21 protein-coding genes are annotated in these 20,321 nt (G+C 55.9%); 19 read left to right on the top strand and 2 right to left on the bottom strand.

Annotation, left to right across the window (positions count from 1 at the left end; translation table 11 throughout):
* The first annotated feature begins 20 nt into the window (after positions 1 to 20).
* A complete protein-coding gene (gene rpoC / locus AC2FHW_RS09170; RefSeq protein ID WP_142636908.1) occupies positions 21 to 4,262 on the top strand; it encodes a DNA-directed RNA polymerase subunit beta' in 4,242 nt (1,413 codons plus the stop codon).
* Between the two features lie 174 nt (positions 4,263 to 4,436).
* Positions 4,437 to 5,324, top strand: a complete 888-nt coding sequence (locus AC2FHW_RS09165) for a DMT family transporter (RefSeq protein ID WP_496728991.1) — start codon at positions 4,437 to 4,439, stop codon at positions 5,322 to 5,324.
* Here the strand turns inward: AC2FHW_RS09165 and AC2FHW_RS09160 are convergent.
* Positions 5,309 to 6,115, bottom strand: coding sequence for a putative rhamnosyl transferase (locus AC2FHW_RS09160; RefSeq protein ID WP_271949836.1), 807 nt, complete (start codon positions 6,113 to 6,115; stop codon positions 5,309 to 5,311). The genes AC2FHW_RS09165 and AC2FHW_RS09160 overlap by 16 nt on opposite strands.
* A 386-nt stretch (positions 6,116 to 6,501) precedes the next feature.
* Here AC2FHW_RS09160 and rpsL point away from each other — a divergent pair, with 386 nt between their 5' ends.
* Genes rpsL through tuf form a run of 4 tightly spaced genes read left to right on the top strand, consistent with a single transcriptional unit; the run spans position 6,502 to position 10,731 of the window.
* Positions 6,502 to 6,873, top strand: coding sequence for a 30S ribosomal protein S12 (rpsL, locus tag AC2FHW_RS09155; RefSeq protein ID WP_005621086.1), 372 nt, complete (start codon positions 6,502 to 6,504; stop codon positions 6,871 to 6,873).
* Between the two features lie 15 nt (positions 6,874 to 6,888).
* Positions 6,889 to 7,359, top strand: coding sequence for a 30S ribosomal protein S7 (rpsG, locus tag AC2FHW_RS09150; protein WP_008756926.1), 471 nt, complete (start codon positions 6,889 to 6,891; stop codon positions 7,357 to 7,359).
* Between the two features lie 18 nt (positions 7,360 to 7,377).
* Positions 7,378 to 9,495 (top strand): elongation factor G, encoded by a 2,118-nt coding sequence (fusA, locus tag AC2FHW_RS09145; RefSeq protein WP_142636902.1) that lies wholly within the window; start codon positions 7,378 to 7,380, stop codon positions 9,493 to 9,495.
* Between the two features lie 60 nt (positions 9,496 to 9,555).
* Positions 9,556 to 10,731, top strand: a complete 1,176-nt coding sequence (gene tuf / locus AC2FHW_RS09140) for an elongation factor Tu (protein WP_142640426.1) — start codon at positions 9,556 to 9,558, stop codon at positions 10,729 to 10,731.
* A gap of 252 nt (positions 10,732 to 10,983) precedes the next feature.
* Here the strand turns inward: tuf and AC2FHW_RS09135 are convergent, their stop codons facing one another.
* Entirely contained in the window at positions 10,984 to 11,325 is a 342-nt protein-coding gene (locus AC2FHW_RS09135) for a RidA family protein (protein ID WP_142639802.1), read from the bottom strand.
* Positions 11,326 to 11,581: 256 nt separating this feature from the next.
* On the opposite strand from AC2FHW_RS09135, the gene AC2FHW_RS09130 reads away from it, so the two are divergent.
* The 13 genes from AC2FHW_RS09130 to rpsC all read left to right on the top strand — a co-directional run bounded on the left by AC2FHW_RS09130 (position 11,582) and on the right by rpsC (position 20,315).
* A complete protein-coding gene (locus AC2FHW_RS09130; RefSeq protein ID WP_271951961.1) occupies positions 11,582 to 12,334 on the top strand; it encodes an FkbM family methyltransferase in 753 nt (250 codons plus the stop codon).
* Between the two features lie 280 nt (positions 12,335 to 12,614).
* Positions 12,615 to 12,809, top strand: coding sequence for a hypothetical protein (locus tag AC2FHW_RS09125; RefSeq protein WP_282022291.1), 195 nt, complete (start codon positions 12,615 to 12,617; stop codon positions 12,807 to 12,809).
* A 276-nt stretch (positions 12,810 to 13,085) separates the two neighbouring features.
* Positions 13,086 to 13,400 carry a 30S ribosomal protein S10 gene (rpsJ, locus tag AC2FHW_RS09120; protein WP_008756422.1) on the top strand — a complete coding sequence of 105 codons (315 nt, stop codon included), beginning with the start codon at positions 13,086 to 13,088 and terminating at the stop codon, positions 13,398 to 13,400.
* 18 nt (positions 13,401 to 13,418) lie between these two features.
* The gene (gene rplC, locus AC2FHW_RS09115; RefSeq protein ID WP_271951966.1) at positions 13,419 to 14,144 is read left to right on the top strand and encodes a 50S ribosomal protein L3; all 726 of its coding nucleotides are present in this window, start codon (positions 13,419 to 13,421) and stop codon (positions 14,142 to 14,144) included.
* Positions 14,141 to 14,758 (top strand): 50S ribosomal protein L4, encoded by a 618-nt coding sequence (rplD, locus tag AC2FHW_RS09110; protein WP_050605826.1) that lies wholly within the window; start codon positions 14,141 to 14,143, stop codon positions 14,756 to 14,758. Before rplC ends, rplD begins: the two co-directional genes overlap by 4 nt.
* Positions 14,755 to 15,051: a 50S ribosomal protein L23 gene (locus AC2FHW_RS09105; RefSeq protein ID WP_142639794.1), complete on the top strand. Its 297-nt coding sequence runs from the start codon at positions 14,755 to 14,757 to the stop codon at positions 15,049 to 15,051. The genes rplD and AC2FHW_RS09105 overlap by 4 nt, the downstream gene beginning before the upstream one ends.
* A gap of 170 nt (positions 15,052 to 15,221) precedes the next feature.
* A complete protein-coding gene (locus AC2FHW_RS09100; RefSeq protein WP_496691897.1) occupies positions 15,222 to 16,256 on the top strand; it encodes a fatty acid desaturase in 1,035 nt (344 codons plus the stop codon).
* Between the two features lie 80 nt (positions 16,257 to 16,336).
* Positions 16,337 to 16,513 (top strand): hypothetical protein, encoded by a 177-nt coding sequence (locus AC2FHW_RS09095; protein WP_176797675.1) that lies wholly within the window; start codon positions 16,337 to 16,339, stop codon positions 16,511 to 16,513.
* Between the two features lie 264 nt (positions 16,514 to 16,777).
* Complete coding sequence (locus AC2FHW_RS09090) at positions 16,778 to 17,788, top strand: formylglycine-generating enzyme family protein (RefSeq protein ID WP_496709000.1); 1,011 nt, start codon at positions 16,778 to 16,780, stop codon at positions 17,786 to 17,788.
* 308 nt (positions 17,789 to 18,096) lie between these two features.
* The gene (gene rplB, locus AC2FHW_RS09085; RefSeq protein WP_271951974.1) at positions 18,097 to 18,939 is read left to right on the top strand and encodes a 50S ribosomal protein L2; all 843 of its coding nucleotides are present in this window, start codon (positions 18,097 to 18,099) and stop codon (positions 18,937 to 18,939) included.
* 3 nt (positions 18,940 to 18,942) lie between these two features.
* Positions 18,943 to 19,221, top strand: a complete 279-nt coding sequence (gene rpsS / locus AC2FHW_RS09080) for a 30S ribosomal protein S19 (RefSeq protein WP_005980699.1) — start codon at positions 18,943 to 18,945, stop codon at positions 19,219 to 19,221.
* A gap of 3 nt (positions 19,222 to 19,224) precedes the next feature.
* Complete coding sequence (gene rplV / locus AC2FHW_RS09075; protein ID WP_039538267.1) at positions 19,225 to 19,605, top strand: 50S ribosomal protein L22; 381 nt, start codon at positions 19,225 to 19,227, stop codon at positions 19,603 to 19,605.
* Positions 19,605 to 20,315, top strand: a complete 711-nt coding sequence (rpsC, locus tag AC2FHW_RS09070; RefSeq protein ID WP_037311761.1) for a 30S ribosomal protein S3 — start codon at positions 19,605 to 19,607, stop codon at positions 20,313 to 20,315. The genes rplV and rpsC overlap by 1 nt, the downstream gene beginning before the upstream one ends.
* The last annotated feature ends 6 nt before the right edge of the window (positions 20,316 to 20,321 follow it).

Below are 20,321 nucleotides of genomic sequence, written 5' to 3'. Positions count from 1 at the left end.
CCAATTTGTAAGGACGCAAAATGAACCAGGAAATTACCAATAACCCGTTCAACCCGCTGACGCCGCCTAAGGTCTTTGACGAGATCAAGGTCTCATTGGCCAGCCCGGAACGGATTCTCTCTTGGTCTTATGGCGAGATCAAGAAACCCGAAACCATCAACTACCGGACGTTCAAACCCGAACGTGACGGTCTGTTCTGCGCGCGTATCTTTGGCCCGATCAAAGATTACGAATGTCTGTGCGGTAAATATAAGCGGATGAAATATCGCGGCGTTGTCTGCGAGAAATGCGGTGTGGAAGTCACCCTGCAGAAAGTCCGCCGCGAGCGTATGGGTCATATCGAGCTGGCCGCGCCCGTCGCACACATTTGGTTCCTGAAATCGCTGCCGTCCCGCATCGGTCTGATGCTGGACATGACGCTGCGCGATCTGGAACGCGTTCTGTACTTTGAAAACTATGTCGTCATCGAGCCCGGTCTGACCGACCTCTCCTATGGTCAGATGCTGACCGAAGAAGAGTTCATGGACGCGCAGGATGCCTATGGCATGGACGCGTTCACCGCGAACATCGGTGCCGAAGCTATCCGTGAGATGCTGGCCCAGATCGATCTGGAAGCCGAAGCCGAACAGCTGCGTGCTGATCTGGCCGAAGCAACTGGTGAACTGAAGCCCAAGAAGATCATCAAGCGTCTGAAGGTTGTTGAATCCTTCCTTGAGTCGGGCAACCGGCCTGAGTGGATGGTGATGACCGTGATCCCGGTGATTCCGCCGGAACTGCGTCCGCTGGTTCCACTGGATGGTGGTCGTTTTGCGACTTCGGATCTGAACGATCTGTATCGCCGCGTCATCAACCGGAACAACCGCCTGAAGCGTCTGATCGAACTGCGCGCACCTGACATCATCGTCCGCAACGAAAAGCGGATGCTGCAGGAATCCGTCGATGCTCTGTTCGACAATGGCCGTCGTGGCCGCGTGATCACCGGCGCCAATAAGCGTCCGCTGAAATCGCTTTCGGACATGCTGAAGGGTAAGCAGGGTCGCTTCCGTCAAAACCTTCTGGGTAAGCGCGTCGACTTCTCGGGCCGTTCGGTCATCGTGACCGGTCCGGAACTCAAGCTGCACCAGTGTGGTCTGCCCAAAAAGATGGCGCTGGAACTGTTCAAGCCGTTCATCTACTCGCGCCTTGAAGCCAAGGGTCTGTCTTCGACCGTGAAACAGGCGAAGAAACTGGTCGAGAAAGAGCGTCCCGAAGTGTGGGATATCCTCGACGAGGTGATCCGCGAACACCCTGTCATGCTGAACCGTGCGCCAACACTGCACCGTCTTGGCATTCAGGCGTTTGAACCGGTTCTGATCGAAGGTAAAGCCATCCAGCTGCACCCGTTGGTCTGTTCGGCCTTTAACGCCGACTTCGACGGGGACCAGATGGCCGTTCACGTCCCGCTGAGCCTTGAGGCCCAGCTGGAAGCCCGCGTTCTGATGATGTCGACAAACAACGTTCTGTCGCCAGCAAACGGCGCGCCGATCATCGTTCCCTCGCAGGATATGATCCTGGGTCTGTACTATGTGACCCTGGAACGCGAAGGTATGCCAGGCGAAGGCAAGGTCTTTGGCTCGATCGACGAAGTTCAGCACGCGCTGGACGCAGGTGAAGTGCATCTGCACACCAAGATCACTGCGCGGATTACTCAGATCGACAGCGAAGGCAACGAAGTTCAACAGCGGTTTGAAACCACTCCGGGCCGTGTGCGTCTGGGGGCCCTGCTGCCGATGAACAACAAGGCCCCGTTCGAACTGGTCAACCGCCTGCTGCGGAAGAAAGAAGTGCAGCAAGTGATCGACACCGTCTACCGTTACTGCGGTCAGAAAGAGTCGGTCATCTTCTGTGACCAGATCATGTCGATGGGCTTCAAGGAAGCGTTCCGCGCCGGTATCTCGTTCGGTAAGGACGACATGGTGATCCCTGATGACAAATGGGGCATCGTCGATGAAACCCGTGGTCAGGTGAAGGATTTTGAACAGCAGTACATGGACGGCCTGATCACTCAGGGTGAAAAGTACAACAAAGTTGTTGATGCCTGGTCGAAGTGTAACGATCGTGTAACCGAAGCGATGATGAGCACGATCTCATCTTCGGATCGGGCAGAGGACGGGTCTGAAAAGGAACCGAACTCGGTCTACATGATGGCCCACTCGGGCGCGCGTGGTTCGGTCACTCAGATGAAACAGCTGGGCGGTATGCGCGGCCTGATGGCCAAACCAAACGGTGACATCATCGAGACGCCGATCATCTCGAACTTCAAGGAAGGTCTGACCGTTCTTGAATACTTCAACTCGACCCACGGCGCCCGTAAGGGTCTGTCGGATACCGCTCTGAAAACGGCGAACTCGGGTTACCTGACCCGTCGTCTGGTGGACGTGGCACAGGACTGCATCGTGCGTGAGCTCGATTGTGGAACCGAGCGCGCGATCACTGCGGAAGCCGCGGTAAACGACGGTGAAGTTGTTGCTTCGCTAGCCGAACGTGTGCTGGGCCGTGTCTCTGCCGATGACGTTCTGCGTCCCGGTACCGATGAGGTTCTGGTCGCTGCGGGTCAGCTGATCGACGAACGTATGGCTGATATCATTGATGAGGCCGCTGTTGCGTCGATGCGCATCCGTTCGCCTCTGACCTGTGAGTCCGAGGAAGGCGTCTGTGCAACCTGCTACGGTCGTGACCTTGCACGCGGTACTATGGTCAACACGGGTGAGGCTGTCGGCATCATCGCCGCCCAGTCCATCGGTGAACCCGGTACGCAGCTGACAATGCGGACCTTCCACATCGGTGGTGTTGCGCAAGGTGGTCAGCAGTCGTTCCAGGAAGCCAGCCACGACGGTGTCGTTTCGTTCGAGAACCCGCAGATCCTGGTCAATTCCGCGGGCGAAAGCCTGGTCATGGGCCGGAACATGAAGATGGTGATCAAAGACGAACATGGCGAAGAGCGTGCCAACCACAAGTTGGGTTATGGCTCGAAGCTGTTCGTCAAGGATGGCACCAAGGTGAACCGTGGCGACAAGCTGTTCGAATGGGATCCTTACACCCTGCCGATCATCGCCGAAAAGTCCGGTACCGCGAAATATGTTGATCTGGTTTCGGGCATTGCTGTCCGCGACGTGACCGACGATGCAACCGGTATGACCCAGAAGATCGTGATCGACTGGCGCGCGGCCCCCAAAGGCAGCGACCTCAAGCCTGAGATCATTCTGGTTGGCGAAGATGGCGAACCGGTTCGTAACGATGCGGGCAACCCGGTTCACTATCCGATGTCGGTGGATGCGATCCTGTCGATCGAAGACGGTCAGCAGATCGAAGCTGGTGAAGTTGTCGCGCGTATCCCGCGTGAAGGTGCCAAGACCAAGGACATCACCGGTGGTCTGCCGCGTGTCGCCGAACTGTTCGAAGCCCGTCGCCCGAAAGATCACGCGATCATCGCAGAAGCCGATGGTTACGTGCGCTTTGGCCGCGACTACAAGAACAAGCGCCGTATCAGCATCGAGCCGGCGGACGAGTCGATGGAAACGATCGAGTATATGGTGCCCAAGGGCAAGCATATCCCGGTTGCGGAAGGCGACTTCATCCAGAAGGGTGAATACCTGATGGACGGTAACCCGGCTCCGCATGACATCCTGTCCATCATGGGTGTCGAAGCGCTGGCGGATTACATGATCGACGAGGTGCAGGATGTTTACCGTCTGCAAGGCGTGAAGATCAACGACAAGCACATCGAAGTCATCGTGCGTCAGATGCTGCAGAAGTGGGAGATCCTGGATTCAGGTGACACCACCCTGCTGAAAGGCGAGCATGTCGACAAGCAGGAGTTTGACGCGGCCAACGAGAAGACCCTCGCCCGCGGTGGACGTCCGGCTCAGGGCGAGCCGATCCTCTTGGGGATCACCAAAGCCTCGCTGCAGACGCGTTCGTTCATCTCGGCGGCGTCGTTCCAGGAAACCACACGGGTTCTGACCGAGGCTTCGGTTCAGGGCAAGAAAGACAAGCTGGTTGGCCTGAAAGAGAACGTGATCGTCGGTCGTCTAATCCCTGCCGGTACCGGTGGCGCAACGCAAAGCGTACAGCGTGTCGCGCAGTCGCGTGACAACGTTGTCATCGAAGCCCGCCGGGAAGAGGCCGAAGCCGCCGCTGCTCTGGCTGCGCCGATGATGGATGACGATATGGTCGGGGATGAGCTGGATGTTCTGGTGGAAACACCGGAAAGTCGCGAATAAGCGATCCTAAATTCCAAAGATCAGGCCCCGCGATTTCGCGGGGCCTTTTCATTTCAGGCTCGGGTGTGGCTCTGCATGAAGCGCCATTGGAAATGTCATGCTAGCAGAGCATTGGCGGGCGGAGCCATATTGACATCTCCTTCTTGAACGCCGCCAAATGCACTTCGTGGCCAAATGCGGAGTTCAAAAAGAGTGACGCCGAATTTCAGGGGTGCTTTGCTGATGATGGGCAGCATGGCTGCCTTCACCATCAATGACACTTTGATCAAGGCCGCCGGAGCCCAGTTACCGCTGTTTCAGATGGTTGCCATCCGCGGGGTTTTGGCGACCATTCTGGTGTATCTTCTGGCACGGTACTATGGGGCGTTGCATCTGAACTTTCCGCGTCATGACAAGTGGTTGGTCGCGGCACGTTGTCTCGCCGAATTGTTGGCGACAATTTTCTTTTTGGTCGCGCTGCTTCATATGCCGTTGGCAAACGTGACTGCCATTCTGCTGGCCTTGCCATTAACCGTAACACTTGGAGCCGCGTTGTTTTTTCAAGAGCATATCGGTTGGCGTCGGATTCTTGCCATCGTTTTCGGGTTCGCCGGTATGTTGCTGATCGTTCGCCCGGGCACGGACGGTTTCAGCATCTACGCGATATATGCTTTGATCGCAGTTGCTTCGGTAACTGCCCGGGATTTGATTACGCGACGCATGTCAGTGCATGTGCCATCACTTGCAGTAACGCTGGCAACAACCGCGACGATTACATTGACGGCGGTTCTTGTCACCTCTGTCTCGGGCTGGGTTCCGGTTCCGGCAGCCGCCGGTTCGATGGTAGCGTGTGCTGCAGTCTTTGTTCTGACGGGATATTTGTTCAGCGTTATTGTCATGCGCACTGGTGAGATCGGCTTTATCGCGCCGTTTCGTTATTCCAGTCTGATCTGGGCGTTGGGTTTGGGCTGGGCCGTATTTGGGGACTGGCCCGACAGGATTACGATGGCGGGCGCGGCCTTAGTGGTTGGGGCAGGAATGTTCATGCTGTTCCGTGAAAGGACTCGTCAATCTGCCGAATGAATGCGGCGAACGGCGTCTTGGTCGATGGCGAACCGTGCGATGAATTCGCCTTCCTGTTCAGAGGTTAGGGGGGACAGCTCGGTCTTACTGTTTCGCGCATGCGGAGAATCGTTGAACTGGTTAAGCGTGCGGACCCACATAGGTGCATCCGGATAGCTGATAACGGGCATGAAATTTCCGATCCGGTGATGTGCGAAATTCATGATCGTCAAGTCACTTCCCCCGGCGGAGTACATTGCAAAGCCCACCCCCAGCAAAGGTTGATACACCTGTGCCGCCTTGATGCCATCTGCACCGAAACGGGCCAGGAACCCGTGATTGTAGTCAATCGCAACGGTTCTGTGGTTCCGCATTAAGCCCTGACCCTCATCTGCGGCGATGCGCAAGCGCTCAACGAAATCGACCGAAACCGCATCGTCATCATCGTGGCGGAACTGGATGCAGGGGGCGTCCGGTTTGGTGCGTGCTGAATTCAGGATTTCTTTCATGACCCTGCGATGACGCTTTGGTTCGCGCGCGATGATCTGTACCTGAGGCATGCCCGCTGTTAAGTCGTAAAGACGTTCGCGTGCCGGGTTTGGCAGGCATTCACCGATCACGATGAGAAACTGAAAATCCTCGTCGGTTTGCTCTTTTATGCAGGGCAGGCTAGTAGTTTCAAACAGGCGAAACCGCTCTTCCAGCCGGTCAGGTTGATACAGATAGGAGCGCCGGTCCTCGATCGTTTCGTGTTCGATCTGAAAGCCGCCATGGGCGGGATAGGAAAAACGACACAGGCCAAGTATTTGCATGATTCATCCGTGGTCCAGACCAATGGGCTGACTATGCCTGCACGGACCTGTTCCTGCAACGGGCGGTAAGACTGGATGAGCTTTGGTTCCAGCGCGAAACGGCCTGATGTGGAACGGATCAGCTGTACTGTTGACACTGGGTCCGACTCCCCCTATTACGCGCCACATCTCGGTACCGGGGGCCGCCCCAAAACCGATTTCAGTAATGAACTGGTCAAGGCCCGAACTCTTTTATCGTTCGCGCCCTCTGATAACAAACCGCGACGTTCACCTCGGAATGGGAACGCTCGCGGGTTTTGCGCTTGTGGACGCACGAGTGCAGCGAATTTAACCGCACGCATCACGCGTGCATGTCATGTGTGTTGCAAAACGGGGATATAACCGGAATGCCAACGATCCAACAGCTGATCCGCAAGCCGCGGCAGCCGAAAGTAAAACGCTCGAAGTCCATGCACCTGGAGCAGTGCCCGCAGAAACGCGGCGTCTGCACACGTGTTTACACAACCACACCGAAAAAGCCGAACTCGGCGATGCGTAAGGTTGCCAAAGTGCGCCTGACAAACGGGTTCGAGGTCATCTCGTACATCCCCGGTGAAAGCCACAACCTGCAGGAACACTCGGTTGTTCTGATCCGTGGCGGCCGTGTAAAAGACCTTCCCGGTGTCCGTTACCACATTCTGCGTGGTGTTTTGGATACCCAAGGCGTCAAAGACCGTAAGCAACGTCGTTCGAAATACGGCGCGAAGCGTCCCAAATAAGAAGGAGAGGCTGATATGTCACGTCGTCACGCCGCCGAAAAACGCGAAGTCCTGCCTGACGCCAAATTTGGCGACAAGGTACTGACAAAATTCATGAACAACCTGATGATCGACGGTAAAAAGTCGGTTGCAGAGCGCATCGTCTACAACGCATTTGACCGCGTTGAAGGCAAGATCAAGCGCGCGCCTGTCGAAGTGTTCCACGAAGCACTCGACAACATCAAACCGTCGGTCGAGGTTCGCTCGCGCCGGGTTGGTGGTGCAACTTATCAGGTTCCGGTCGAAGTGCGCCCTGAGCGCCGCGAAGCACTGGCCATCCGCTGGCTGATCACTGCTGCGCGTGGCCGTAACGAAAACACCATGGAAGAACGCCTCGCCGGCGAACTGCTGGACGCCGTACAGTCCCGCGGTACCGCCGTTAAGAAGCGTGAAGACACCCACAAGATGGCCGAGGCGAACAAAGCCTTCAGCCACTACCGTTGGTAATTCCAGAGGCTTATTGAAATGGCACGCGAATATACACTCAACCATTACCGTAACTTCGGTATCATGGCGCATATTGATGCGGGTAAAACGACCTGCTCGGAACGCATCCTGTACTACACCGGCAAATCCCACAACATCGGTGAGGTGCACGACGGTGCAGCCACCATGGACTGGATGGAGCAGGAGCAGGAACGTGGCATCACCATCACCTCGGCTGCGACGACCACTTTCTGGGAACGCACCGAAGACGGCGTAACTGCTGACTCGCCCAAGCACCGCCTGAACATCATCGACACCCCCGGCCACGTTGACTTCACCATCGAAGTTGAACGCTCGCTGGCGGTTCTCGACGGTGCCGTCTGCGTTCTTGACGCAAACGCCGGTGTTGAACCTCAGACCGAAACCGTGTGGCGTCAGGCTGACCGCTACAAGGTTCCGCGGATGGTGTTCGTCAACAAGATGGACAAGATCGGCGCGGACTTCTTCAACTGCGTTGCAATGATCGAAGACCGTACCGGCGCACGCGCTGTTCCGGTTGGTATTCCGATCGGCGCAGAGACCGAGTTGGAAGGCCTGATCGACCTGGTCACCATGGAAGAATGGCTGTGGCAGGGCGAAGACCTGGGCGCAAGCTGGGTCAAAGCACCGATCCGCGACAGCCTGAAGGACATGGCTGACGAATGGCGCGGTAAAATGGTCGAAGCGGCCGTCGAAATGGACGACGACGCGATGATGGAATACCTGGAAGGCAATGAGCCCGACGTTCCAACCCTGCGCGCCCTGCTGCGCAAAGGTACTCTGGAAATCGCGTTTGTTCCGGTTCTGGGTGGTTCGGCGTTCAAAAACAAAGGTGTTCAGCCGCTGCTGAACGCTGTGATCGACTATCTGCCCAGCCCGCTGGACGTTGTCGATTACATGGGCTTCAAACCTGGTGACGAAGAAGAAACCCGTAACATCGCCCGCCGTGCGGATGATGATATGGCGTTCTCGGGTCTGGCGTTCAAAATCATGAACGACCCCTTTGTTGGCTCGCTGACCTTTACCCGCATCTACTCGGGCACTCTGTCCAAGGGCGACACGCTTCTGAACTCGACCAAGGGTAAGAAAGAGCGTATCGGCCGGATGATGATGATGCACTCGAACGAACGTGAGGAAATCACCGAAGCGTTCGCGGGCGACATCATTGCGCTGGCAGGTCTGAAAGACACCACCACGGGCGACACTCTGTGTTCGACCGGCGATCCGGTGGTTCTGGAAACCATGACCTTCCCCGATCCGGTGATCGAGATCGCGGTTGAGCCGAAAACCAAGGCTGACCAGGAAAAAATGAGCCAGGGTCTGGGCCGTTTGGCCGCCGAAGACCCGTCCTTCCGTGTGGAAACTGATCTGGAATCGGGTCAGACCATCATGAAGGGCATGGGCGAACTTCACCTGGACATCCTGATTGACCGTCTCAAGCGTGAATTCAAGGTTGAAGCGAATATTGGTGCGCCGCAGGTGGCCTATCGCGAAACCATCGGTCACGAAGCCGAGATCGTTTACACCCACAAGAAACAGTCGGGTGGTTCGGGTCAGTTCGCCGAGGTGAAGATGATCATCACCCCAACAGAGCCGGGCGAAGGTTATTCGTTCGAATCTCGTGTTGTTGGTGGTTCGGTGCCCAAGGAATACATCCCGGGCGTTGAAAAAGGCATCAGATCCGTCATGGATAGCGGCCCGCTGGCTGGCTTCCCTGTGATCGACTTCAAGGTTGCCCTGATCGAAGGTAAATTCCACGATGTGGACTCTTCGGTTCTGGCCTTTGAAATCGCCGCTCGTATGGGTATGCGCGAAGGCATGCGCAAAGCGGGTGCGAAACTGCTTGAACCGATCATGAAGGTCGAAGTGATCACACCGGAAGAATATACCGGTGGCATCATTGGTGACCTGACATCGCGTCGGGGACAGGTTTCCGGGCAGGAAAACCGTGGCAACGCCATCGCGATTGACGCGTTTGTGCCGCTGGCCAACATGTTCGGCTACATCAACACCTTGCGTTCGATGTCGTCTGGCCGTGCCCAGTTCACCATGCAGTTCGACCACTACGATCCGGTTCCGCAGAACATCTCGGACGAGATCCAGGCGAAATACGCATAAGCGAAAATTTGAGGGAGCTCGATTAGCGGGCTCCCTTCATTACCGATAAAGGAGGCCATCATGGCAAAGGAAAAGTTTGAGCGTAATAAGCCGCACGTCAACATTGGCACGATTGGGCACGTTGACCACGGCAAGACGACGCTGACCGCAGCGATCACCAAGTATTTTGGTGACTTCAAAGCGTATGACCAGATTGACGGCGCGCCGGAAGAGAAGGCCCGCGGCATCACCATCTCGACGGCCCACGTGGAATACGAGACCGACGCGCGTCACTACGCCCACGTTGACTGCCCCGGCCACGCCGACTACGTCAAGAACATGATCACTGGTGCGGCGCAAATGGACGGCGCGATCCTGGTTGTGAACGCGGCTGACGGCCCGATGCCTCAGACCCGCGAGCACATTCTGCTGGGCCGCCAGGTTGGCATCCCGACCATGGTCGTGTTCATGAACAAAGTTGACCAGGTTGACGACGAAGAGCTGCTGGAGCTGGTTGAAATGGAAATCCGCGAGCTGCTGAGCTCGTATGATTACCCTGGCGACGACATTCCGATCATTGCCGGTTCGGCACTGGCCGCGATGGAAGGCAACAACCCGGAAATCGGCGAAGAATCGATCCGCAAGCTGATGGCTGCCGTGGACGAGTACATCCCGACGCCTGAGCGCGCTGTTGACCAGCCGTTCCTGATGCCGGTCGAAGACGTGTTCTCGATCTCGGGCCGTGGTACAGTTGTGACCGGTCGTGTTGAGCGTGGCGTGATCAATGTTGGCGACGAGATCGAAATCGTCGGCATCCGCGACACCAAGAAAACCACCTGTACTGGTGTTGAAATGTTCCGCAAGCTGCTGGATCGTGGAGAAGCGGGCGACAACATCGGCGCGCTGCTGCGTGGTATCGACCGTGAAGGCGTTGAGCGTGGCCAGGTTCTGTGTAAGCCGGGTTCGGTTACACCGCACACCAAGTTCGAAGCCGAAGCCTATATCCTGACCAAGGAAGAGGGTGGCCGTCACACGCCGTTCTTCGCGAACTACCGTCCGCAGTTCTACTTCCGTACAACTGACGTGACCGGCACCGTGACCCTGGCAGCTGGCACCGAGATGGTTATGCCCGGCGACAACGTGTCGTTCGAGGTTGAGCTGATCGCACCGATCGCGATGGAAAACGGCCTGCGTTTCGCCATCCGCGAAGGCGGCCGCACCGTCGGCGCCGGCGTTGTGTCGAAAATCGTCGAGTAATTCGCGCAAGCGAATGATCAAATGGAAAGGGCGCCCATCCGGCGCCCTTTCTCGTTTGATCTCGACAAGCCCGCGACGCGCCCATGTCGTACACCAAAGAGTGTTGAGTGATCGGAGGCGGTGATGGGATCGTTCGCCGAATAGTCTCAGACCTAACCGTCGAAACAAAAAAGCCCGCCCCAAACCGAGGCGGGCTTTTTCTGTTTGAATTTGGTAATTCAAGACGGGGAATTCCTAAAGAAGCAGCATGCTTTAGTCGTATGCGGCGTCCACTATGAATTCCACCTTCAGTTCGGGCCGCGCCAGTTTTGCTTCGCCACACGCCCTCGCAGGTGCGTATCCTGCAGGAACCCAAGCATTCCAGACCTCGTTCAAACCAGCAAAGTCCTTCATATCGGCCAGCCAGATGGTCACACGCAGCATCTTTTCCCGTGATGAACCTGCGCGCTCTAGAAGGTCGTCAATTTTCCCAAGGCAAATACGCACCTGTTCCTGAATGGTATCACCTTCGGCGACTTGCCCGGTCAAATAGGCCACACCATTATGTTTAACGATTTTGGACGATCTCTCGCCGGTTTCGATGCGTTCTATCATTGGAGTGATCTCGCTGTTTCCTGTTTGATGCACGCGTTCATGGTCATAAGATGCCCCGCATGGCAAACGGAAACCGCTTGAGTAACTTTCAGAAAAGTTGAACTGGTCGGGGACGGCCCGGGTCGATAGCATTTCGCCGCGCCTAGGCTAGCTTGCCAGCGACACAGTATACCAGATTGCGCTTTTGCCGTTGAAGTGCTCTCTAGTTGGTTTCAGTGGATTGCATCGGGCGAAACCGCAAGAAGGATACTTCGACATGGACGAAACCGTAGAACGACTGTCCAAACGCCTGAAGCGGCGAGGATATCAGGTTTCGCCAATGAAGGAGACGGGTGCCTATATCGGTAATCTGGGTTTTGAGGTCGAGACAGTATTCGATGTCGGGGTGGCCTCGGGAACCGAGCATTTGTACGAAGCTTTCCCTGCAGCCAAGTTTGTGTTGGTTGAGCCCATTTCGGATTACGAAACCAAGGTACGGAAAAACTGGGGCGACAAGATCGATTTTGATTTCCATGCTTGCGGAGTTGGTGCCGAAAGCGGACAGACGACTCTTCGAATTCCAACAGTTGGCGATCGTTGGCTCGGCACACGGGCAACGATGCAGGAGTTTGACGAAGCGGCAATCCAGCACACCTCGCAAGTTGAAGAGCGACAAGTCCCGGTAAAAACACTGGATGAGATTGCGTCTTCCTACAAGGAACCTTTCGGATTGAAAATCGACACGGAAGGTTTTGAAATCGAGGTTATTAAAGGTGCATCGGAGATGCTGAAAAAATGCACCTTTGTATTGGCTGAAGTCTCTGTACGGCGCCGGTATCACGGCGGTTATAGGTTCAGCGATTTTGTCGCCGCGATGGCAGATCACGGGTTTGAGCTACACGAATTCGTCAGGCCACCGTCTGCAGAAGCGACCGATTGCGATGCCATTTTTGCCCCATTCGAAAGCTCAGTGTTCGACTATCAGGATACCAGACTGTCTCGTATGGCGGCACGGGTAGCCAAGACATAGTCTAAGGGCATCTTTCCGCATGCAACGCGAGTTGTGTTGTCCGCGAAGGCGTTGAGTCTATCGCGCTGGGAGACGCCCCGCTTTTCGCTATCCGTGAAAGTGGCCGCTCCTCAAAGGACGGCCTTTCCAGAGGTTCGGATCGAGATGAGGTTACTCTGCGCCCACAAATCTGAAAGAGGTCGTGCAAGCCTCAAACAATTTGAAGTTAGAAACATGTATCGCCTCAGTTGCACTGATGACATATCGAACGTTACGAACAAGGGCAGAGTGAAGACACACGATGGAAGCAATATTCATCCTCTTGTTTTTGGCCTTTTTGCTCTGGGCGATCTGGCAACTGTTTGCGCTAGTGGGGGATATGGCAGAGCGGCGCGGACAAAATCGATTACTTTGGCAAGTGGCAGCACTGTTTATCAACCCGTTTGGGGCAATTATCTTGCTTTGGCTTTTTGTGTCTGTCCAAGAAAATCCCTAAGCATTCAGTACAGGAATCTGGTGGACCATTTTAGATTGAGTTGATCTTGTCACGACACCCAAATTCAGAAAATCTACGCATAGGGTATGAGCTAGGTGAGCGCATTCGACTTGTTTGAACTTCCCCCCTTGCCAAACCCCTCACACCCCTGTAGATCGCGCGAGTTCTCTATAAGAACATCAAGGCGGGGTGATTCCCGCCTTTTGGGTTCGATGAGGGTTGGCGATGCGCGCTTGTCCTCCTCTCAACCTCAACGCCTGATAAAAGGCTGTTATTATGCAAAGCCAAAATATCCGTATTCGGCTGAAGGCATTTGACTATCGCGTTCTGGATGCCAGCACGCAAGAGATCGTCAACACTGCCAAGCGGACCGGCGCGAATGTGCGCGGCCCGATCCCGCTGCCGAACAAGATCGAGAAGTTCACGGTTCTCCGTGGTCCTCACGTTGACAAGAAATCCCGCGACCAATTCGAGATCCGTACGCACAAGCGTCTGCTCGACATCGTTGATCCGACCCCCCAGACCGTTGACGCGCTGATGAAGCTCGACCTCGCTGCTGGTGTGGACGTCGAGATCAAGCTGCAGTCGTAAGATCGGAGGGTATAGATTATGCGCTCTGGTATTATCGCAAAAAAAGTCGGCATGACCCGCCTGTTCATGGAAGACGGCAAGCAGATCCCTGTGACCGTTCTTCACCTGGACAACCTGCAGGTTGTTGCACAGCGCACGGACGAGAAGGACGGCTATACTGCTGTTCAGCTGGGTGCCGGTGCTGCCAAGGCAAAACGCACCTCGAAAGCCATGCGCGGTCACTATGCCGCTGCCAAGGTTGAACCCAAGCGTAAGCTGGTCGAGTTCCGCGTCTCCGAAGATGGCCTGATCGAAGTAGGTGCCGAGATTTCGGCAGAGCATTTCCTGGAAGGTCAGAAAGTTGACGTTTCGGGTACTTCGATTGGTAAAGGCTTTGCCGGTGCAATGAAGCGCTGGAACTTCGGTGGTCTTCGCGCCTCGCACGGTGTTTCTATCAGCCACCGTTCGCACGGTTCAACTGGCCAGTGTCAGGATCCGGGCAAGGTTTTCAAAGGCAAAAAGATGGCCGGTCACATGGGAGCTGCCCGTGTAACCACCCAGAACCTGGAAGTCGTCAAAACCGACGCCGACCGTGGTCTGGTCTTCATCAAAGGCGCCGTTCCCGGACCGAAATCCGGTTGGGTTACCGTCAAGGACGCCGTCAAGAAGAAAGCACCGGAAGGCCTGCCTTTCCCGGCTGCTGTGAAATCGGCTGCAACCGAAGCACCTGCGGAAGAAGTTCCCGCGGAAGGTGGTGAAGCATGAAACTTGATGTAATCAAACTGGACGGCGGCAAAGCCGGCAACATCGAGCTGGATGCAGACCTGTTCGGCCTGGAGCCGCGCGCGGACATCCTGCACCGTGTGGTCCGTTGGCAGCGTAACAACGCGCAGGCTGGCACCCACAAGGTCAAGACTCGCTCGGAAGTGTCCTACTCGACCAAGAAGATCTATCGCCAAAAAGGCACCGGTGGCGCACGCCACGGCGCCCGTTCGGCACCGATCTTCCGGGGTGGTGGCGTTTACAAAGGTCCGGTCGTGCGTTCGCATGGTCATGACCTGCCGAAAAAGTTCCGTAAACTTGGTCTGCGCCACGCGCTGTCTGCCAAAATGGCAGCTGGTGAACTGGTCGTGATCGAGAACGCCGAAGCCGAAGGCAAGACCGCCGCTCTGGCCAAGCAGGTTGCAAACCTGGGTTGGAAACGCGCTCTGGTCATCGACGGGGCGACCGTGAACGAAGGGTTCCTGAAGGCGTCGCGCAACATCGAAGGTCTGGATATCCTGCCGTCGATGGGTGCAAACGTTTATGACATCCTCAAGCGTGACACTCTGGTGCTCACCAAAGCGGCTGTCGAAGCACTGGAGGCTCGACTGAAATGAGCGCGAAGGCAGAACACTACGACGTGATCCGCAAGCCGATCATCACCGAAAAGTCGACCATGGCGTCCGAAAATGGCGCGGTTGTCTTTGAGGTTGCGATTGACAGCAACAAGCCACAGATCAAAGAGGCCGTTGAGGCACTGTTTGGTGTGAAGGTCAAAGCGGTGAACACCTCTGTGACCAAAGGTAAGGTCAAGCGGTTCCGCGGCCAGTTGGGCAAGCGGAAAGACGTCAAAAAAGCATATGTGACCCTTGAAGAGGGTAACACCATCGACATTTCCACCGGTCTTTGATCGGGCCTGTCTTTGGACAAACCATTAAGACCCCCGCGAAAGCGGGGGTTTTTCTTTAGGTAGTGACACCAAAAGTTGAGCGCCATTCCCAGCGTCTCGAACAGAAAATGATTGCTATGCCGGTGGGGTCGTCTATCCGGTATGGAACAAACAAACGATATGGCAGGCGCATGACCCAATCCACTCTCTCGACCCGGGACAACCCGGATGTGACTGTCGCGCGGGACTGGGTGTCGACGCTGGCCAAATATCGGGAGCCAAGCCAACCGCGTAGCTGGTTCGAGCTGGGGGTTACCTGTGTTCCCTTCATAGCGCTTTGGGCCTTGGCTTGGATGTCTTTGTCGGTGAGCTATTGGCTAGCGCTTGCGATCTCGGTTCTGAACGCGGCCTTTCTGCTGCGCCTGTTTGCCATTCAGCATGATTGCGGTCACGGGGCATTTTTTACGAACCGGACGGTCAGTGACTGGGTCGGTCGGGGGCTCGGGGTGCTGACGTTGACGCCTTACGATGTTTGGCGGCGCACACATTCCTCGCATCACAACTCATCTGGCAATCTGGATAAGCGCGGGATGGGAGACATCCATACGCTGACGGTGGCCGAATACCGGGCGCTGACGCCCTTGAACCGGTTATTTTACCGGCTCTATCGCCACCCGATCACCCTGTTTGGCTTTGGGCCCGGCTATCTGTTCCTGTTTCAAAACCGCCTCCCGCTTGGCTTGACCGGTATTCCGAAATTCTGGGTCAGCGCGATGGCGACGAACCTGGCCATTCTGGCCGCACTGGGGGCCATCTACTATTTTGGTGGCCTGATGCCGGTGCTGCTGATTTTCCTGCCTTCGACCCTGATCGCTGCAACGGCTGGCGTCTGGTTGTTCTATGTCCAACACCAATTCGAAGAGACGCAATGGGACCCTGATCAGGACTGGCAACTGCACGAGGCCGCCCTGCACGGAAGTTCGCATTACATCCTGCCATCCGTATTGCAGTGGTTCACGGCCAATATCGGCATCCACCACGTACACCATCTGTACAGTCGCATCCCGTTCTATCGCCTGACCGAAGTGCTGCGGGATCATGACGAATTGGCCAACAGCAACCGGATGACCATCCGCGAGAGCCTCGCCAACGCGCGGCTGCACCTGTGGGATGAGAAGAACCGTCGCCTGCTGTCCTTTGCCGAAGCGCGCGCGCTGTATGGGTGACGGGCTTGTTCAGAGGGTGTGAACGTTAGCCGGAAATCCGGTCGTTGCCCCCGGCGTGTGATGCGGATACGGTCGCTCTTATGAAACATGTCCCCAAAGAAACTACAGATGAGGCCCTTATTCAGGAGTTCCTGGATAAAGGAGGCAAAGTCAGCATTGGCAAAACCAAACCCGCGCCCGCTGAGCTGGGTTTGAGCAAGAATGTCTGGAACGCCAAGCTGACCAAAGAAGAGAAGGCCGCGCGCGACAAGAAGTGATCTTGCGAGGCCGGTTGTGTGGGCGGAAAGACGTTAAGAAAGCATAAGTGACCCTAGAAGAGGGTAACGCCATCGACGTGTCCAGTGGTCTCGTATCGAACCGTCATTGAAAAGAGAAAAAGGCTCCAGTGAAAGCGGATTATTGGGGAGGGGATACGGTCCAATCTCGGCTTATTCGGGTGCAACGGCTATTCGATCAAACCATAAGGCCGCTTAAACTCTCGAGCTGAGCGTCCTTAGAAGAATTGATAGGGGTTGGGCAGTATGTGCCTCTTCAGACTTTTCCTTTTGCAGGTGGGTTTCATCGCGCTCTTTCATGTTTCGCCGACTTTCGCGGATGAGAGCTATTTCATCTCCAAAAGCCAAGTGGTTTCAGATTTTGATGCGTTTCAGGAGTGCGAAGCATGTCCATCAATGGTTGTTTTGCCTAAGGGGTATTTTTCGTTCGGATCAACTGAAAAAGAGGCGAGGGAAGCGCATCGTCGTTTCAAGATTGGTCTAAACATTGATCCCGATGAAGTCCCAGACCCCTATGACACATTCGTCAGCGAGACCCCAAAACACGACGTTACAATTGATGTTCCGATTGCAATGGGTCTTACCGAAGTTACTCGAGAGGAGTGGTCCGCTTGCGTCGCCGAGAGAAGGTGCGTAGATGAGGCCGACGCACGTATACGCTTTCGACTTAGAAACGGCCCCTACCAAGACCATCCACGCAGCCCGATCACCGCTGTCACCTACACCGAAATGCAAGACTACTTAGCATGGCTAAATGACAAGGTAGGTGCCAAGGTCTACCGACTCCCTACCGAAGTAGAATGGGAATACGCTGCCCGGGCAGGAGCAAAAACAATCTTTGCACAAGGTGATTCACTGACACGGGAACAAGCCAACTTTTCTGTCTATTGGCGAGAAATCGAAGATGGCAGGAAGGTGTGGAGAAGAGACCCCGGGAACGAAAAACGGCCTGTTGCAGTGGATGAGTTGGATGCTGCAAATTCTTGGGGGCTGCGTCATATGTCTGGAAACGTATCTGAAACGACAAGATCGTGTTGGAGCGAAGGGCATCTCGTTTTTGCCACTTCGGGTCGATACCTCGCTGCTTCGATTCGACCGCTTGGCTGTAAGCGCGTTGGTAAGGGGGGCTCGTACGGAGGATCTGTAGAATTGGCTCGCCCAGCTCGGCGTGTAGGCCAACCAGAAGACTATTGGGGACCGTGGGTCGGATTCCGCATTGTGCGAGAGTTGAAAGCGCAGGGTCACCAGGAGAATTGAGTTGGAGTTGGGTAAAGCAGTTATTTTGGCATTATCCGAAAGTATCCCACCCAAAACTTGTAGTGGAGTGTTTTAATGCTTCGCACACCCCAACAAGCGAACCTTGGTGGGACGCGAAAATCCAGCGCCCCCCACTAGACACCCACCCCCAACACGGCTATATGCACCCAATCTTGCGGCCTCGGATTCGTTCCGGGGCTTCTGATATTTGTAACCGGGGACCTTCGGGGCCCTATACCCTTGGCACCTACGGGGGCCTATCACATAGCGGGGAAATCCCTGCACTTGCTAAACGGAAGACAGAAAGCATGGCACTCAAGTCGTACAAGCCGACGACGCCGGGCCAGCGCGGGCTGGTGCTGATCGACCGTTCGGAGCTTTGGAAAGGACGTCCGGTCAAGTCTCTCACTGAGGGTTTGACCAAATCGGGCGGCCGGAACAATACCGGACGGATCACTTCACGCCGCCGCGGCGGTGGCGCAAAGCGTCTCTACCGGATCGTTGACTTCAAACGGAATAAATTTGATGTCGCGGCAACCGTCGAGCGGATCGAATATGACCCGAACCGGACCGCGTTTATCGCACTGGTAAAATACGAAGACGGCGAGCAGGCATATATCCTGGCTCCGCAGCGTCTGGCTATTGGTGACAAGGTTGTGGCTTCGGCCAAGGCCGACATCAAGCCGGGCAACGCAATGCCGTTCTCGGGTATGCCTATTGGTACCATCGTCCACAACATCGAGATGAAGCCCGGCAAGGGTGGTCAGATCGCACGTGCGGCCGGTACTTACGCGCAATTCGTAGGCCGCGATGGCGGTTATGCTCAGATCCGTCTGAGCTCGGGCGAGCTGCGCATGGTTCGTCAGGAATGCATGGCCACCGTTGGTGCCGTGTCCAACCCCGACAACAGCAACCAGAACCTCGGTAAAGCCGGTCGTATGCGCCACAAAGGCGTGCGTCCGTCGGTTCGTGGTGTCGCAATGAACCCGATCGATCACCCGCACGGTGGTGGTGAAGGTCGTACCTCGGGTGGCCGTACACCGGTTACGCCTTGGGGTAAGGACACCAAGGGTAAGCGTACTCGCAACAAAAACAAAGCGTCCCAGAAGCTGATCATCCGCTCGCGGCACGCCAAGAAGAAGGGACGTTAATCCATGTCTCGCTCTGTTTGGAAGGGTCCTTTCGTCGATGCTTACGTGCTGAAAAAAGCCGAAGCAGCGCGCGAGTCGGGCCGCAACGAAGTTATCAAAATCTGGTCGCGTCGTTCCACCATTCTGCCCCAGTTCGTGGGTCTGACCTTTGGTGTGTACAACGGCCAGAAGCATATCCCCGTCAACGTCTCGGAAGACATGATCGGTCAGAAGTTCGGTGAGTATTCGCCGACTCGCACCTATTACGGTCACGCCGCTGACAAAAAAGCGAAGCGGAAGTAAGTCATGGGCAAGGAAAAGAACCCCCGCCGCGTGGCTGAAAACGAAGCAATGGCAAAAACGCGCATGCTCCGTACCAGCCCGCAGAAACTGAACCTGGTTGCGCAGATGATCCGCGGCAAGAAAGTTGAGAAGGCTCTGACCGACCTGACTTTCTCGAACAAGCGTGTCGCGCAGGACGTCAAAAAGTGCCTGCAGTCCGCAATCGCCAACGCTGAGAACAACCACAACCTGGACGTCGACGAGCTGATCGTTGCCGAAGCATGGGTTGGCAAGAACCTGGTCATGAAACGCGGTCGCCCTCGGGCCCGTGGCCGTTTCGGCAAGATCATGAAGCCGTTCTCGGAGATCACCATCAAGGTGCGTCAAGTTGAGGAGCAAGCCTAATGGGTCATAAAGTAAATCCGATCGGCATGCGCCTGCAGGTGAACCGCACCTGGGACAGCCGCTGGTACGCCGACACCAAGGACTACGGTGATCTTCTGCTGGAAGATCTGAAGATCCGTGAGTTCATCAACAAAGAGTGCAAGCAAGCCGGCATCGCCCGTGTGATCATCGAACGTCCGCACAAGAAGTGCCGCGTTACGATCCACACTGCACGTCCGGGTGTCATCATCGGCAAGAAAGGCGCGGACATTGAAGTTCTGCGCAAGAAAATCGCCCTGATGACAGACAGCGAATTGCACCTGAACATTGTCGAAGTGCGCAAGCCCGAGCTTGACGCACAGCTGGTTGCCGAGTCTATCGCTCAGCAGCTGGAGCGCCGGGTTTCGTTCCGTCGCGCGATGAAGCGGTCTGTTCAGAACGCCATGCGTATGGGCTCTCTGGGTATCCGGGTGAACGTCGCTGGCCGTCTGGGTGGCGCCGAAATCGCACGGACCGAGTGGTACCGCGAAGGCCGTGTGCCTCTGCACACGCTGCGCGCCGACATCGATTACGCACAAGCCGAAGCGATGACTCCTTATGGGATCATCGGGATCAAGGTCTGGATCTTCAAAGGTGAGATCATGGAGCACGATCCGCAGGCACGTGACCGTAAAGCACAGGAACTCCAGGACGGCCCTGCACCTCGTGGTGCTGGTGGCGGTCGTCGCTAAGGAGGG

Source organism: Ruegeria sp. YTSA108 (genome assembly GCF_059610185.1).
The sequence above is the reverse complement of the archived record's forward strand: the minus strand, read 5'-3'. Positions and strand labels throughout refer to the sequence as shown.

What these genes read in the sequence shown, in the direction of transcription:
- rpoC (WP_142636908.1), top strand. Translation starts at nt 21, where the DNA reads ATGAACCAGGAAATTACCAATAACCCGTTCAACCCGCTGACGCCGCCT.
- AC2FHW_RS09165 (WP_496728991.1), top strand. Translation starts at nt 4,437, where the DNA reads ATGCGGAGTTCAAAAAGAGTGACGCCGAATTTCAGGGGTGCTTTGCTG.
- AC2FHW_RS09160 (WP_271949836.1), bottom strand. Translation starts at nt 6,115, where the DNA reads ATGCAAATACTTGGCCTGTGTCGTTTTTCCTATCCCGCCCATGGCGGC.
- rpsL (WP_005621086.1), top strand. Translation starts at nt 6,502, where the DNA reads ATGCCAACGATCCAACAGCTGATCCGCAAGCCGCGGCAGCCGAAAGTA.
- rpsG (WP_008756926.1), top strand. Translation starts at nt 6,889, where the DNA reads ATGTCACGTCGTCACGCCGCCGAAAAACGCGAAGTCCTGCCTGACGCC.
- fusA (WP_142636902.1), top strand. Translation starts at nt 7,378, where the DNA reads ATGGCACGCGAATATACACTCAACCATTACCGTAACTTCGGTATCATG.
- tuf (WP_142640426.1), top strand. Translation starts at nt 9,556, where the DNA reads ATGGCAAAGGAAAAGTTTGAGCGTAATAAGCCGCACGTCAACATTGGC.
- AC2FHW_RS09135 (WP_142639802.1), bottom strand. Translation starts at nt 11,325, where the DNA reads ATGATAGAACGCATCGAAACCGGCGAGAGATCGTCCAAAATCGTTAAA.
- AC2FHW_RS09130 (WP_271951961.1), top strand. Translation starts at nt 11,582, where the DNA reads ATGGACGAAACCGTAGAACGACTGTCCAAACGCCTGAAGCGGCGAGGA.
- AC2FHW_RS09125 (WP_282022291.1), top strand. Translation starts at nt 12,615, where the DNA reads ATGGAAGCAATATTCATCCTCTTGTTTTTGGCCTTTTTGCTCTGGGCG.
- rpsJ (WP_008756422.1), top strand. Translation starts at nt 13,086, where the DNA reads ATGCAAAGCCAAAATATCCGTATTCGGCTGAAGGCATTTGACTATCGC.
- rplC (WP_271951966.1), top strand. Translation starts at nt 13,419, where the DNA reads ATGCGCTCTGGTATTATCGCAAAAAAAGTCGGCATGACCCGCCTGTTC.
- rplD (WP_050605826.1), top strand. Translation starts at nt 14,141, where the DNA reads ATGAAACTTGATGTAATCAAACTGGACGGCGGCAAAGCCGGCAACATC.
- AC2FHW_RS09105 (WP_142639794.1), top strand. Translation starts at nt 14,755, where the DNA reads ATGAGCGCGAAGGCAGAACACTACGACGTGATCCGCAAGCCGATCATC.
- AC2FHW_RS09100 (WP_496691897.1), top strand. Translation starts at nt 15,222, where the DNA reads ATGACCCAATCCACTCTCTCGACCCGGGACAACCCGGATGTGACTGTC.
- AC2FHW_RS09095 (WP_176797675.1), top strand. Translation starts at nt 16,337, where the DNA reads ATGAAACATGTCCCCAAAGAAACTACAGATGAGGCCCTTATTCAGGAG.
- AC2FHW_RS09090 (WP_496709000.1), top strand. Translation starts at nt 16,778, where the DNA reads ATGTGCCTCTTCAGACTTTTCCTTTTGCAGGTGGGTTTCATCGCGCTC.
- rplB (WP_271951974.1), top strand. Translation starts at nt 18,097, where the DNA reads ATGGCACTCAAGTCGTACAAGCCGACGACGCCGGGCCAGCGCGGGCTG.
- rpsS (WP_005980699.1), top strand. Translation starts at nt 18,943, where the DNA reads ATGTCTCGCTCTGTTTGGAAGGGTCCTTTCGTCGATGCTTACGTGCTG.
- rplV (WP_039538267.1), top strand. Translation starts at nt 19,225, where the DNA reads ATGGGCAAGGAAAAGAACCCCCGCCGCGTGGCTGAAAACGAAGCAATG.
- rpsC (WP_037311761.1), top strand. Translation starts at nt 19,605, where the DNA reads ATGGGTCATAAAGTAAATCCGATCGGCATGCGCCTGCAGGTGAACCGC.